14 protein-coding genes and 1 tRNA gene are annotated in these 13,929 nt (G+C 68.1%); 11 read left to right on the forward strand and 4 right to left on the reverse strand.

Annotated features, from left to right (window positions below):
- The first annotated feature begins 6 nt into the window (after positions 1 to 6).
- From ntrC to EZH22_RS19075, 4 genes are all read left to right on the forward strand, one after another.
- Positions 7 to 1,449, forward strand: a complete 1,443-nt coding sequence (ntrC, locus tag EZH22_RS19060) for a nitrogen regulation protein NR(I) (RefSeq protein ID WP_203196626.1) — start codon at positions 7 to 9, stop codon at positions 1,447 to 1,449.
- A gap of 134 nt (positions 1,450 to 1,583) precedes the next feature.
- On the forward strand, positions 1,584 to 2,102 hold the full coding sequence (gene coaD, locus EZH22_RS19065; RefSeq protein WP_203192063.1) for a pantetheine-phosphate adenylyltransferase: 519 nt from the start codon (positions 1,584 to 1,586) through the stop codon (positions 2,100 to 2,102).
- 46 nt (positions 2,103 to 2,148) lie between these two features.
- Positions 2,149 to 2,724, forward strand: coding sequence for a peptidylprolyl isomerase (locus EZH22_RS19070; protein ID WP_408647614.1), 576 nt, complete (start codon positions 2,149 to 2,151; stop codon positions 2,722 to 2,724).
- 129 nt (positions 2,725 to 2,853) lie between these two features.
- Positions 2,854 to 3,315 carry a peptidylprolyl isomerase gene (locus EZH22_RS19075; protein ID WP_203192064.1) on the forward strand — a complete coding sequence of 154 codons (462 nt, stop codon included), beginning with the start codon at positions 2,854 to 2,856 and terminating at the stop codon, positions 3,313 to 3,315.
- 66 nt (positions 3,316 to 3,381) lie between these two features.
- On the opposite strand, the gene EZH22_RS19080 is transcribed toward EZH22_RS19075, so the two are convergent.
- The 4 genes from EZH22_RS19080 to EZH22_RS19095 all read right to left on the reverse strand — a co-directional run bounded on the left by EZH22_RS19080 (position 3,382) and on the right by EZH22_RS19095 (position 6,746).
- A complete protein-coding gene (locus EZH22_RS19080) occupies positions 3,382 to 4,152 on the reverse strand; it encodes a proteasome-type protease (protein ID WP_203192065.1) in 771 nt (256 codons plus the stop codon).
- A gap of 99 nt (positions 4,153 to 4,251) precedes the next feature.
- Positions 4,252 to 5,424, reverse strand: coding sequence for a GNAT family N-acetyltransferase (locus EZH22_RS19085; RefSeq protein ID WP_203192066.1), 1,173 nt, complete (start codon positions 5,422 to 5,424; stop codon positions 4,252 to 4,254).
- Between the two features lie 90 nt (positions 5,425 to 5,514).
- A complete protein-coding gene (locus EZH22_RS19090) occupies positions 5,515 to 6,258 on the reverse strand; it encodes a glycerophosphodiester phosphodiesterase family protein (RefSeq protein ID WP_203192067.1) in 744 nt (247 codons plus the stop codon).
- A 23-nt stretch (positions 6,259 to 6,281) separates the two neighbouring features.
- Positions 6,282 to 6,746, reverse strand: coding sequence for a RidA family protein (locus EZH22_RS19095; RefSeq protein ID WP_203192068.1), 465 nt, complete (start codon positions 6,744 to 6,746; stop codon positions 6,282 to 6,284).
- Positions 6,747 to 6,873: 127 nt separating this feature from the next.
- Between EZH22_RS19095 and EZH22_RS19100 the strand changes: the two genes are divergently transcribed.
- The 7 genes from EZH22_RS19100 to EZH22_RS19130 all read left to right on the forward strand — a co-directional run bounded on the left by EZH22_RS19100 (position 6,874) and on the right by EZH22_RS19130 (position 13,346).
- Complete coding sequence (locus tag EZH22_RS19100) at positions 6,874 to 7,698, forward strand: cell envelope integrity EipB family protein (RefSeq protein ID WP_203192069.1); 825 nt, start codon at positions 6,874 to 6,876, stop codon at positions 7,696 to 7,698.
- 25 nt (positions 7,699 to 7,723) lie between these two features.
- Positions 7,724 to 8,014 carry an acylphosphatase gene (locus tag EZH22_RS19105; RefSeq protein WP_408647615.1) on the forward strand — a complete coding sequence of 97 codons (291 nt, stop codon included), beginning with the start codon at positions 7,724 to 7,726 and terminating at the stop codon, positions 8,012 to 8,014.
- Positions 8,015 to 8,135: 121 nt separating this feature from the next.
- Positions 8,136 to 9,662, forward strand: coding sequence for an ArnT family glycosyltransferase (locus EZH22_RS19110; RefSeq protein ID WP_203192070.1), 1,527 nt, complete (start codon positions 8,136 to 8,138; stop codon positions 9,660 to 9,662).
- Positions 9,653 to 10,123 (forward strand): GNAT family N-acetyltransferase, encoded by a 471-nt coding sequence (locus tag EZH22_RS19115; RefSeq protein ID WP_231711043.1) that lies wholly within the window; start codon positions 9,653 to 9,655, stop codon positions 10,121 to 10,123. Before EZH22_RS19110 ends, EZH22_RS19115 begins: the two co-directional genes overlap by 10 nt.
- A gap of 227 nt (positions 10,124 to 10,350) precedes the next feature.
- Entirely contained in the window at positions 10,351 to 11,064 is a 714-nt protein-coding gene (locus EZH22_RS19120; protein ID WP_203192072.1) for a glutathione S-transferase N-terminal domain-containing protein, read from the forward strand.
- Between the two features lie 100 nt (positions 11,065 to 11,164).
- A complete protein-coding gene (locus tag EZH22_RS19125) occupies positions 11,165 to 13,141 on the forward strand; it encodes a tetratricopeptide repeat protein (RefSeq protein ID WP_203192073.1) in 1,977 nt (658 codons plus the stop codon).
- A gap of 113 nt (positions 13,142 to 13,254) precedes the next feature.
- A tRNA-Ser gene (locus EZH22_RS19130) sits at positions 13,255 to 13,346 on the forward strand.
- The last annotated feature ends 583 nt before the right edge of the window (positions 13,347 to 13,929 follow it).

The following is a 13,929-nucleotide window of genomic DNA, read 5'->3' on the forward strand; positions in this document are numbered from 1 at the left end:
GTGTCGATGCCTACCGGAAGCATCCTGGTCGCCGACGACGACGCCGCGATCCGTACCGTGCTCAACCAGGCGCTCTCGCGCGCCGGCTACGAGGTGCGGTCCTGCGGCAACGCCGCCACGCTCTGGCGCTGGGTGAGCCAGGGCGACGGCGACCTCGTCATCACCGACGTGGTGATGCCCGACGAGAACGCCTTCGATCTCCTGCCGCGCATCAAGAAGGCGCGGCCGGACCTGCCGGTCATCGTCATGAGCGCGCAGAACACCTTCATGACCGCCATCCGCGCCTCCGAGCGCGGGGCCTATGAATACCTGCCCAAGCCCTTCGACCTGAAGGAGCTGATCTCCATCGTCGGCCGGGCGCTGGCCGAGCCGAAGAAGGGGGACAGCGGCCATCACGCCCCCGAGGAGCAGGACAACATCCCGCTGGTGGGCCGCTCGCCCGCCATGCAGGAGATCTACCGTCTCCTCGCCCGCCTCATGCAGACCGACCTCACCGTGATGATCGCGGGCGAGAGCGGCACCGGCAAGGAGCTGGTGGCCCGCGCGCTGCACGACTACGGCAAGCGCCGCACCGGGCCGTTCGTCGCCATCAACATGGCGGCGATCCCGCGCGACCTGATCGAATCGGAGCTGTTCGGCCACGAGAAGGGCTCGTTCACCGGCGCCACCACCCGCAATCCCGGCCGGTTCGAGCAGGCGGAGGGCGGCACGCTCTTCCTCGACGAGATCGGCGACATGCCCATGGAGGCGCAGACCCGCCTCCTGCGCGTGCTCCAGCAGGGCGAGTACACGACGGTGGGCGGGCGCACCCCCATCAAGACCGACGTGCGCATCATTGCGGCCACCAACAAGGACCTGCGCACCCTGATCCAGCAGGGCCTGTTCCGCGAGGACCTGTTCTTCCGCCTGAACGTGGTGCCCCTGCGCCTGCCGCCCCTGCGCGAGCGCTCGGAAGACGTGCCGGACCTGGTGCGCCACTTCTTCCTTCAGGCCGAGCGGGAGGGCCTGCCGGCCAAGCAGATCGACTCGGCGGCGTTAGACCGGCTGAAGCGCTACCGCTGGCCCGGCAACGTGCGCGAACTCGAAAACCTCGTGCGGCGCCTCGCGGCCCTCTATCCGCAGGAGGTGATCACCCCGGCGATCATCGAGGCGGAGCTGTCCGAGCCTATGCCGAGCATGCTCTCGGAGGACGGCCCGGTTGACGCGACGCTGGGCGCCTCGGTGGAGCGGCACTTAAATACCTATTTCTCCGGCTTCGGCGAGGATCTGCCCCCGCCCGGCCTCTACCACCGCATCCTCAAGGATGTGGAGTATCCGCTTCTGTCCGCCGCGCTGGCGGCGACGCGGGGCAACCAGATCAAGGCGGCCGAATTGCTGGGGCTCAACCGCAACACGCTGCGCAAGAAGATCCGCGACCTCGACATCCAGGTGATCCGCACCTCGCGCTGAACGGGACGTCGCGAAGAGCTGAGGGGAGCCCCGCACCGAGGCACCGCGGGACGAGGGCAGGACAACGGGGTGGGCCGAAGCTGTCGGCCTACCCCGTTGCATCCGCGCGCCGGGACCGCTACGCCTTGCGCCCCATGAGCGCGCCCGAACCCCACACTCCCCGCATCGCCATCTATGGCGGGTCGTTCGACCCCCTCACCAACGGCCACCTCGACGTGGTGCGTTCGGCCTGCCGGCTCGCCGACCGGCTGGTGCTGGCGGTGGGCATCCATCCCGGCAAGGCGCCGCTCTTCTCGCCCGAGGAGCGTCTGGAGATGCTGCGCGAGGTCTGTGCCCCCGTGGCCGCCGAGGAAAAGGCGACGCTGGAGGCCGTGACTTTCGACAACCTCATCATCACCACCGCCCAGCAGCTCGGCGCGACGCTGCTCATCCGCGGCCTGCGCGATGGCACCGACCTCGACTACGAGATGCAGATGGCGGGGATGAACGGGGTGCTGGCGCCCCAGATCCAGACCGTATTCCTGCCGGCCTCGCCGCGGGTGCGCCCCATCACCGCCACTCTGGTGCGGCAGATCGCGTCCATGGGCGGGGACGTTTCCGCCTTCGTGCCGGGCGCGGTGCTGGCGCGCCTTGGCACCAAGTTCCCGCGCTGAGCCGCATGTCCTTCCGCCCCCGTGGGGCCGTTCGCTGGAGATTGTCATGATGCGCTTTATGGGCCGCCTTCTCGCCGCAGCCCTCCTCGCCTTCGCCGTGGCGCTGCCGGCGGCGGCGCAGACGAAGCCCGACCCGCAGAACACTATCTATCTCGACACGACCTACGGCCGCGTCGTCATTCAGCTGCGTCCCGACCTTGCGCCGCAGCACGTGGAGCGCATCAAGACGCTCGTCCGCGAGGGGTATTACAACAACGTGCCGTTCCACCGGGTCATCGACGGCTTCATGGCCCAGACCGGCGACGGACAGTACGGCAATGGTACCGGCGGCTCCAAGTATCCCAACCTGCCGGCGGAATTCTCGAGCGTGCCGTTCTCCCGCGGCGTGGTGGGCATGGCCCGCAGCTCATCGCCCAACAGCGCCAATTCCCAGTTCTTCATCATGTTCGGCGAGACCCCCAGCCTGAACGGCCAGTACACGGTGGTGGGCCAGGTGGTCTCCGGCATGGAGTTCGTCGACAAGGTCAAGAAGGGCTCTTCGTCCAACAACGGCTCCGTCAGCAATCCCGATCGCATCGTGAAGATGCAGGTGGCTGCGGACGTGAAGCCGGGTGCCAAATAGGGCACCGGACAGGTTGAAGGTGCACCCTCGCCGGTCGGTCCGGCGGGGCGGAGGTTTCCCCAAGCCCCGGCGGTGCCGGGCGGACGCGGTGGCCGGGACGTCCGGCACCGCCTGGAAAGGATGAGGACCATGAGTGAAGAGGTACTGATTCTGGAGACCACCAAGGGGCCGGTCACCATCGCGTTCCGCCCCGATCTGGCTCCCGGCCACGTGGCCCGCATCAAGGAGCTGGTCGCCGAGGGCTTCTACAACAACGTGCCGTTCCACCGGGTCATCGAGGGCTTCATGGCCCAGACCGGCGACGGCCAGTTCGGCAACGGCACCGGCGGTTCCGGCAAGAAGCTGAAGGCCGAGTTCAACCGCCAGCCCCACGTGCGCGGCACCGTCTCCATGGCGCGCGCGCAGAACCCCGATTCCGGTGACAGCCAGTTCTTCATCTGCTTCTCCGACGCCCGCTTCCTCGACGGCCAGTACACCGTGTGGGGCGAAGTCGTTTCCGGCATGGAGAATGTCGACCAGATCAAGCGCGGCGAGCCGGTGCGGGATCCCGACATGATCGTCACCGCCAAGCTGGCGCCCAAGGCGGCGTGAGCGCGTGAGGTTCCGACACTGAAAGGGGCGCCTTCGGCGCCCTTTTTTGTGTCGGCCGCGTTTTCCTCAGACCTCGGTCATGGCGTGGGTGCGCACGTCCTTGAGGTAGGGCGGCCGGGGAATGGAGGCGTGGGCCGCGCGCAGTGCCGCCGACCAGCGCTCGCGCAGGTCGTGGAAATAAGGCTCGCCCGGCTCGATGCGGAAGGCGAGCTCGGAGCGCAGGGTGTCCGGCGTCACCACCAGCACGTCGATGGGCAGCCCCACGCCGAGGTTGGAGCGCATGGTGGAGTCCATGGAGATGAGGCTCGACTTCAGCGCCTCGGCAATCTCCATGTCGTAGACCACGGCGCGGTCGAGCACCGGCTTGCCGTATTTGTGCTCGCCGATCTGCAGGAAGGGGGTGTCCTGGGTGCACTCGATGAAGTTGCCTGCCGAATAGATCATGAACAGGCGCAGCGGCCCGCCGGCGATCTGGCCGCCGAGCAGGAAGGAGACGTCGAAATTGACGCTGCTCTGCTCCATCACGGCGCCGTTCACCCGGTGCACCTGGCGAATGGCGTTGCCCACCAACTGGGCGGCCTGGAACATGGTGCGGCATTCTCGCAGCTGGTGGCGTTCGCCAGCCTCGTGGTCTTCCACGCCCTCATGCAGCAGGCTGACCACGGATTGGGTCACCGAGAGGTTTCCGGCGGAGGCGAGGCCCAGCACATGGTGCCCCGGCTCCTCGAAGATGTGGAGCTTGCGGAAGGTGGAGATGTTGTCGAGGCCGGCATTGGTCCGGGTATCCGCGATCATCACGAGACCGTCCCGCACCAGCACCCCGCAGCAATACGTCATCGCAAACCCCTGATTACGCGCGGGCGACTATAGCGACGGGGCCCCGCGCGCGGCAACGGGCGGATGATGTCGCAGCGCTGCAATGCGACTGGCGCAGGCTCAGTCCTGCTCCTCTTCCCGGCCGCGGCGGAAGGGGCCGAGCTCGGTTAGGACGCAGGCGTCCTCCTCCACATAGGCGCGCTCGCGGTCGAGATACTGCGCCACGGCGCGTTCCAGACCCGGATGGACGATGTAGTGGGCGCTGTAGGTGGTGGCGGGCAGATAGCCGCGCGCGAGCTTGTGCTCGCCCTGGGCGCCGGCCTCCACCACCCTGAGCTTGTGGGCGATGGCGTAGTCGATGGCCTGGTGATAGCAGACCTCGAAATGCAGGAAAGGGTGCTGCTCGATGGCGCCCCAGTACCGGCCGTAAAGCGTGTCGGCGCCGACAAAGTTGAGGGCGCCGGCGATGTATCGCCCCTCCCGCCGCGCCATCACCAGAAGGATCTGCTCCGGCATGCGCTCGGCCGCCAGGGTGAAGAAGCGGCGGTTGAGGTAGGGCGCCCCCCATTTGCGGCTGCCGGTGTCGAGATAGAAGGTGAAGAAGGCGTCGAACGCGTCCTGGGTGAGCGTTCCGCCGGTGAGCCACTCGATGGTGATGCCGTCGGCGAGCGCCTCGCGCCGCTCCTTCTTCAGCGCCTTGCGCTTGCGCGATGCGAGCTCGGTGAGGAAGTCGTCGTAGGTGGCGTAGCCTTGGTTGGTCCAGTGGAACTGCCGGTCGGTCCGCTTGAGGAAGCCGAGCTGGGCCAGCCCCTCCCATTCCGCCTCGGTGGTGAAGGTGACATGGGCGGAGGAGGCGCCGCGCAGCCGCACCAGCTCCTTCAGCCCGGCCGTCAGCGCCGGCCGGCCGATCGGATCCGCGGGGTCGCGCAGCAGCAGGCGGCGCCCGGTCACCGGGGTGAACGGAACCGCCACCTGCACCTTGGGGTAATATTCGCCGCCGGCGTGGCTGAGGGCGTCGGCCCAGCCTTGGTCGAACACGTACTCGCCGCGCGAATGGGATTTCAGATAAGCGGGCATGACTGCGGCCGCCGCGCCGTCCGGCCCGTCCAGCACCAGGTGTTGCGGCAGCCAGCCGGTGCGGGCGGCGGCGCAGCCGGAGTCTTCCAAGGCGGAGAGGAAGGCGTGGGAGAGGAAGGGCTCGGGGCGTTCCGCCCCGCCGGCGGCGCAGGCGTTCCACTCCGCCGGCTTGATTTCGGATAGCGCGGGCAGGATGCGGATGCGGGCGTCGGGCATTCCGCTAATTTGTGCGTTGCATCAGGGCCTGCCCACCGCGACAGGACGCCGCAGGCCCGTCTACCGCCGCGTCATGTCGCGGTCCGGCCTTCACGGCCTGAAGCCCTCGAACACGATCTGGTCGGCGCCCTGCGCGGCGCGCGCGAGGTCGGCGGCGGTGCGCACGGTCCAGGCGAGCACCGGCATGCCGGCGTCGCGAAACCGCTGCACGGCCGGGCGGGCGAGGTCGGCGACACGGTAGTTGATGAACTGGAACCGCGTGCGCGGCCAATGCAGCAGGTCGGCCAGCATCTCGCCCTGCGCGGCGTCGATTCCCGGCCAGTCCGGCCCGCCATAATGCTCCTGGGCGACGATGCCCCGGACCACCGTCGGCGCGCGCATGCCGATTTCCACCAGCATCGCCGGATCGAAAGACATGAGCGCCGCCGGGCCGGGATAGGCGGCCACCAGGTCCGCCGCCCGGGTGGCGAGGCGGGTGTCGCCGTCAAAGGCGCTCTTGATCTCGATCACCAACGGCACGCGCCCCGCCACCTGCGCCATCAGGGCGGACAAGGTGAGGATGCGGTCCGCCGTGCCGCGGAAGGCGATGGCTTCCAGCTCCTGCGCCGTGCGCGCGGCGAAGGGGCCCGCCGCATCGGTGAGGCGGTCGAGGGTGAAATCGTGGAACACCATCGCCTCGCCGTCGGCGCTGGCCTGCAGATCGAGTTCGATGGCGTAGTCGGCGGCGACTGCGGCCGCCATGGCCGCCGGCGCGTTCTCGATGATGCCGCGGGCCGCGTCGTGCAGCCCGCGATGGGCGACCGGGCGCGCGGTGAGCCAGCCGAGGTCGCCCATCCGGTGTCTCCGCTTCGCCCGCCTCAGGCGACCTCGACGATGGCGTCCACCTCCACCGCCGCATCGAACGGCAGGGCGGCGATGCCCACGGCGGAGCGGGCGTGGCGGCCCTTGTCGCCGAGGATCTCCACGAAAAGGTCCGAGCAGCCGTTTACCACCTTGGCCTGGTCCACGAAGTCCGGCGTGGAATTCACGAAGGCCACGAGCTTCACTACCCGCACCACCTTGTCGAGGTCTCCGACCACGGCCTTCACCTGGGCGAGGATGTTGATGGCGCACAGCCGTGCCGCCTGGCGGCCGGTGTCGATGTCCACCCCCGCGCCGAGCTTGCCGGTCATGATCTTGCCGGCGCCGTCGACGGAAACCTGGCCCGAAACGAAGAGCAGGTTGCCGGTGCGCACCACAGGCACATAATTGGCGAGCGGCGGCGCGGGCGTCGGCAGGGTGATTCCAAGTTCGGCGAGCTTGGAGTCGATGGGCGATGTCATCATGGTCTCCACGGAGGGCGGGCTGCCACACGGTGTGCGCAATTGGGACCTTCTCTTGGCCGAACCGCCGCGCCCGCGCAAGCTGCGCGGGTCATCGCCGCAGGGCGATCGAAAGGGAACAAGGGACATGCGCTTTTCATTGCGCCTTACGGCCGCGGCCACGCTCGGCCTGTGGTGCCTCGGGGCGGCCCCGGCGAGCGCCGTCGGGCTGCTGCCACACCGGGCGAGCTACAGGCTCTCGCTGGACACATCCAAGCCCTCCGGCCAGCTGGAGGACATGAGCGGGCGCATCGACTACGAGATCACCGGCGACGCCTGCGGCGGCTACAACACGCTGACCCGGCAGGAAAGCGTCGCCTCGACCGGGGAGGGCGACCCGCAGAAGCAGGCAACCACCTCCAAGGCCTGGGAGGACGGCGAGGCGAAGTCCTACCGCTTCCTCTCCACCTCCGACGATGCGGGCGACCCCGAATCGCGCACCGAGGCGAGCGTGGTGCGGCAGGGCCAGGACGCGCTGAAAGTGACCGTGACCAAGCCCAAGGGCGAGACGCTGGAGCTCAAGGGGGAGATCCTTCTGCCCACCGAGCACGTGATGCGTGTGCTCAAGGTCGCGGCCGAGGGCGAGCGCGTGTTTCAGGCCAAGGTCTATGAAGGCACCAGCGACCCAGGCAAGGTGTTCGACACGCTCACCGTCATCGGCGCGCCGAGCACGGACGAGACGCGCCTCGCCGCTCCCGCCCGCGCGACCCTGTCCGGGCGCACCTTCTATCCGGTGACGGTGAGCTATTACGACGAGGGCGCCACGGGACGGGCCCCGTCCTACGTCATGGCCTTCTCGCTCTACGACAACGGCGTGGTGGGCAGCCTGAAGATCGACTATGGCCGCTTCGCGCTGGTCGGCGCCATGTCCGCCTTCGAGGCGCTGAAGCCGTCGGAGGCCTGCGCCAAATAGGTGCGTGCCGGATGGGAGGGCTTGGGTGCGGTTCGTCCATGTGATGCTGCGCGGTCGGGTGCAGGGGGTGGGCTATCGCGCGTGGTGCGCCCGCGAGGCGGAGGCCAGGGGCCTCCTCGGCTTCGTCCGCAACCGGCGCAGCGGCGCGGTGGAAGCGGTCTTCGCCGGCGATCCCGACGCGGTCGAGGCCATGCTTGCCGCCTGCCGCACGGGGCCGGCTGGCGCGCGCGTGGACGACATGCTGCTGCACGAGGCCTCGGACACGGCCCTGGCCGCCGGCGGCCGCGCGCGCTTCGCCATGCTTGAGACCCTGTGAGGCGCCGCGCGAGGGACGCCGGGTCCGAACCGGCGGGAGGTTCGCCGGAGCGGGTCGAGGTGGCGCGCCGGGGCCGGCACGTCTATAGAGGCGCCGCGGATGTTCGGAGTGCCCTATCGTCGTGACTGACACCCTTCCTTCAAGGGAGGCGCAGGCGCCACACGCCATCGCCTCTCCCGCTCTTCCTTTCTGGGCCCGCCCCGAGGGGGTGACGGTGATCATCGGCGCGTGGATGCTCATCCACGCGCTCATCGCCGTCTTCTTCGAGATCGCCGTCAATGCGGACGACGCGATCGAGAGCTACATGGTCCAGTCGCTGGAACTCTCCTATGTTCCGCGCAACCCGCCCTTCTTCGACTGGCTTCTCTACGGCCTGCAGCAGGTGCTGGGCACCGGCACCCTGTCGTTCGCGGTCCTGCGCTATGGCCTGCTGTTCGCCTGCGCCATGCTGGTCTACCGCGTCGCGCAGAAGGTCATCGCCGATCCGCGGCTCCAGGCGCTGGCGGCCTTCTCGCTGTCCACGATCTGGGTGATCGGCTATCACAGCCACCGCATCCTCACCCATTCCAACGTGATGATCGTCGCCATCGCCGGCGCGTTCCTCACCCTCGCCACCCTGGCGCGCCGCCCGTCCACCGGTCTTTATGCCGGGCTTGGCGCGTGGATCGCCATCGGGCTCCTCGGCAAGTTCGGCTTTGCCGCTTTCCTTGGCGTGCTGGTCGTCGCCTGCCTCCTGGAGCCGACCTATCGCCGCGTCATCCTCAATCCGCGCATCGGCCTGACGGTGCTGGTGGCGGCCCTGCCGCTCGCCATCTATGCCTGGGCGCTTCATGCCGGCCATCAGGACGTGGCCGCCGCCACGGCGCAGACCATCGGCGCCACCGGCGCCGGCTGGGACGACGTGCTGTCGTCGGTGGTCGGCGCGCTTGCAGGCTACGTGCTGCCGCTCGTGCTGCTGATGGCGGTGGTGTTCCTGCCCTACAATCGCGGCGAAGGGGCCGTGCCTGAGGACGGCGAGCGCCGCGCCGCCCGGCATGTCCTGCGCACCATCATCGTCGTCGGCATCCTGGTGACGCTCGCGGCGACCATCGCGGTGGGCACCACCAGCCTGCGCGACCGCTATTTCCATGTCTTCCTGCTGCTGCTGCCGGTCTATCTGTTCGCGGAGCTGGAGCGGCTCGGGGGCTGGCAGCGGCGCGTGAACCTTTATCTGGGCCTCCTCCTTGCGCTCAGCCTCGCGGTGATGGTGACCCGCGTGGCGGTGCCGCTGTGGCCGGATCCGCGCCTGTGCGGGCGCTGCATGGCGGCCGAGCCGCTCTACAAGATCCAGGCCGCGGTGGCCGGCAAGCTCGGCGCCGCCCCGACCCTGGTGGCGGACGACCGCACCTCGGCCGGCCGGCTGCGCGCCGCCATTCCCGGGGCGCGGGTCGTGATCGTGCGCGAGTTCCAGTACCGGCCGCCGCCGCGGCCTTCCACCGGATGCGCACGGGTGACCGGTATCGTCAACGGCCTGCCCCAGCTGCTGCCCCCGGCCGGCCAGAACACCATCGAGATGTCGGTCAAATGGTGGTCGCCGATGATGAACCCGCACCGCTGGAGCGACTGGCAGATGACCATCCTGCCCCCGGACGACCCGCTGTGCCGGTGACGGTGGACGCCCCGGTCATCCGCGCCGCCCGCCCGGAGGACCTCCAGGCCCTGGTGGCGCTCTTCGCGGCGGATGAGCTGGGTGGCCACGGCGACACCTGCAAGGCGTCGGCGCGCGCCGACTACCGTGTCGCCTTCGACGCCATCGACGCCGATCCGCGCACCTGCCTGTTCGTGGCGGAGCTGGACGGGCGGGTCGTCGGCACCTTCCAGCTGGTCGTCGTGCACAGCCTGCCGGCCCGCGGGGCGCTGCGCGCCCTGCTCGAGGCGGTGCAGGTGGATGCCGGGCTGCGGGGACGGCGCATCGGCGAGGCCATGGTGCGCTTCGCCATCGGCGAGGCCCGGCGTGCCGGGGCGAAGAGCCTCGCGCTCACCTCGAACAAGGTTCGGCTCGATGCCCACCGCTTCTATCGCCGGCTGGGCTTCGCCAACTCGCATGAAGGCTTCAAGATCGGCTTGTGACCACCCGGTCACGCCTTCCGGAGGGGCTCTTGCCCTGTTCGCGGGGGATGTCTACCTCTAGAGGCCGTTGCGGCCGGGAGCGTTGCGATCCAGCTGCACCGCGAGTCTCAACTCTTTGGGTCTCAGTTTTCAAGAGCCGGGGGCGGCTTCGCCGGGCGGGCCAGTGGGCTCGCGGCGCCTGTCGCCCCGGCCGCAGTCCGTGCCGACACGGCCGGAGGGAGCGCATCATGGCCCAGGTTCAGGCTTCGCCGATCGAGCTCTATTACTGGCCCACCCCCAACGGGTGGAAGATCGCCATCATGCTGGAGGAATGCGGCCTGCCGTACGAGGTGAAGCTCGTGAACATCGGCAAGGGCGACCAGTTCAAGCCGGACTTCCTCGCCATCTCGCCGAACAACAAGATCCCGGCCATCATCGATCCCGACGGACCGGACGGGCGGCCCCTCTCGGTGTTCGAGTCGGGGGCGATCCTGCAGTATCTCGGCCGCAAGACCGGCCAGTTCTACCCCGCCGACGAGCGCGGCCGGGTGGAGGTGGACCAGTGGCTGTTCTGGCAGATGGGCGGGCTCGGCCCCATGGCCGGCCAGGCGCACCATTTCCGCACCTATGCGCCGGAGAAGATCCCCTACGCCATCGAGCGCTACACCAACGAGGTGCACCGGCTCTACGGCGTCATGAACACCCGGCTGAAGGATCGGGATTATCTCGCCGGCGCCTATTCCATCGCCGACATGGCCTGCCTCGGGTGGTCGAAGCTGTGGGAGCGGCAGGGCCAGCACATCGAGGAGTTTCCGCACCTGAAGGCCTGGCTCGCGCGGGTCCTGGCCCGGCCGGCCGTGCAGCGCGGCCTCGCGGTGAACGCCGAGGAGCGGGCGAAGTCCGACATCTCCAAGGACAAGGACGCGCAAGCCGTGCTGTTCGGGCAGCGGGCGCGTCCTTGAGACACGCCACGCCGATCGGAATAGTCATCTTGGCGTTCCCTCTAACCGCAAGCTGATCTACAACCGGGCTCAAACATCCAGTGCCTGGAGACGCGCATCCATGACGTTAGACGTGCGCGCAGAGTTCAATCGGGCCGCCGACCTGCATCGCAAGGGCAAGCTCGACAAGGCGATCAGTATCTATCGCCGCCTCGTCAAGGCACAGCCATCCGCTTTTGAGATCGCTCGTCTTCTCGTGCTTGCATACCTGCAAGGGGGCCATGCCAAGGAGGCCCTCGTTGCCGCCCGCCGGGCGCACGAGAGGAACCCGACCAATCCGCACGCGCATTTGCTCCTCGGAGCGTGCCTGCAGGCCGTCCAGGACCTGGAGCCCGCCCTGGCGGCATTCGAGGCTGCGGCAAGGCTCGCTCCCCAGCTGACCGAAGCCCATTTTCTCGCCGGTGGCGTGCTCGGCGCTCTCGGCCGCCAGGCCGAAGCTGTGGCGCGGTTCGATCAGGTGCTGGCTCTTGATCGTCGGTCGACGGAGGCGCTTGCGAATCGATCGACTGCCCTGTTGCAACTCGGACGCCCCGAAGATGCTCTGAACGACATCGAAGCCCTCACGGCCTTGCATCCCGGGGAGGCTCGCTACTGGATCGCCAAGGCGACCACGCTGCTCGAGCTCGATCGAACAGCCGCCGCGGCCGCCGCCGCCGACCAAGTCATCCGTCTTTCGCCGAAATCGTCGGAAGGATACGCCCTGAAGGGGCGCAGCCTGATGAGCCGGGGCCGGCTGGAGGAGGCCCGCGACAGTTTTTATGCGGCTCTGGAGCACAATGCGACCGACGCGATCGTGCGTGATGAGTTGATCGTCGTATTGCGCCTCTTGGAGGATTTTCCGGCAGCGCTCGCCCAGTGCGATCTCGCGCTCGCGGCGACACCTGCGTCGGCACGGTTTCGGCAGCATCGCGCAGAGGTCCGCCGGGCGGGAGAGGACTTCGCGGGTGCGATGGCCGACGTGGAGGGGGCCATTGCCGCGGATCCGCAGCTTGCGTCGGCGTACGTCACCCGCGCGCGACTCTTGGGCGATCTCGGCCGGTCGGAAGAGATTCGTCCCGCTCTGGAGCTCGCGTTGCAACGAGATCCACAGGAGCCGAACGGCCGGTTTCTGACGGCGGCGGACGACCTTGCCCATGGGCGGTGGACGGACGGCTGGACCGCCTACGAGTCCCGAGAACATACGCTCCCGCCGCCCTTCCGGCCGCTTGCGTTCACCCGCTGGGATGGACGGGAAAGGCCGGAAATGCTGGTCGTACTGGGCGAGCAGGGCATCGGTGACGAACTTCTCTTTAGCCGTCTGGTGCGTCTCCTCGCGGATGACGACATCCGCACGGTGCTGCTGACCCGCCCGGGCTTGGTGCCGCTGCTGCAGAACCTGGATGCCCGTGTGTCCATCATCGGCGATTTGTCGGAGATCGACACGATGCGGCCCGGGCTGCGCTGGATCGCGGCGGGCAGCCTGCCGCTTCTGCTGCAGCCTGATCCGGAGCGGTGGCCTGAGCCGCCTTATATTACCGCTTCACCCGATCGAATTGCGAAATGGAGCTGGGTGAGGGACGAAAGCCTCTTCACCATCGGCATAAACTGGCAGGGGAACCCGTCGCGCAATGTGGATGTGGGACGGTCCATACCGTTGGCGGAATTTGCGCCGCTGGCGAAACTGCCCGGAGTGCGTTTGGTCAGCCTTCAGCACGGGGCCGGGCGAGACCAGTTGCAGCAGGTGCCGTTTGCCGATTCCGTCGTTCAGCTCGGGCATGATTTCAACGCCGATGGCATCTTCACTGATACCGTTGGCGTGCTGCATCACCTCGATCTGGTGATCTCCAGTGATACGGCGCTTACCCACTTGTGCGGCGTGCGGGCCCACCCGGCTTTCGTGGCATTGCGGGCGGTGCCGGACTGGCGCTGGGGCTATGAGGGCGACCGCAGCGTCTTTTTTCCCAGCCTCCGACTGTTCCGGCAGGTCGAGCCGGGCAACTGGGGCGGCGTGTTCCATGCGATAACCGAAGCGGTCCGCAGCATGACGCGCGGCGCCTAGCCTCCGCGACGGCATTGCGGCAGCTTCGGGATGCCGGCGGAGGTTTTCTCCTCCACGTAAATGAGGCGCGCGGCTTGCAAAGCGGGCAGGGGTTCGGCATACGGAGAGGCGCCGGAGACGTGGCCGAGAGGCTGAAGGCACTCGTTTGCTAAATGAGCAGACCCCCAAAAGGGTCTCGAGGGTTCGAATCCCTCCGTCTCCGCCATTCCCGCTCCCACGTCGTGGCCCCGTTCCTGTTCGTGCCCCTGCGGAATGCGATCCGCCGACGGAGCGCCGCGCCGATGGACAATGCGCCGGCAAAGCGAATCGAGGCCACCTTTCTGCGCCCCCTGACCCGCGAATCCTGCCCCTGCGGAAGCGATCCGCCCCGCCGCCCCAAGCCAGGGCGTGGAGTGTTGCTGAAGGGACACGCCCCGGTTTCCCGACGCGCCCGGAGGGGGAGGGGCCTCATGGCTACGCTTTAGCGCCCGAGGAATGCCCCCCGGCCCGCCGCCGCGCGCCTCCGGCGTATCCACAAAGGCTACGCTCAAGATGATAAAAAATAAAGATTAACAATGAGTTGTGCGGTCTGACGCATGCGTCGTCCCGCCTGGGTTGAAGGTATTTTGATAGGTCAAGTCCATGAGTGCCATTCCTGCAACACTTACCGGAAAAGCACCCTCCCAAAGGCGTGTTTGGTGCCGTTCTCATTGATCACAGTTCGGCCTTTTGTATGTTGGCTTTGCGACGAAGGGGGGCAGTCCCCGGTCGCCCATCGCGTGTTGGGGCGTTTTTCGAAACGGTCAAAT

This window comes from Xanthobacter dioxanivorans, assembly GCF_016807805.1.
Lineage (GTDB): Bacteria > Pseudomonadota > Alphaproteobacteria > Rhizobiales > Xanthobacteraceae > Xanthobacter > Xanthobacter dioxanivorans.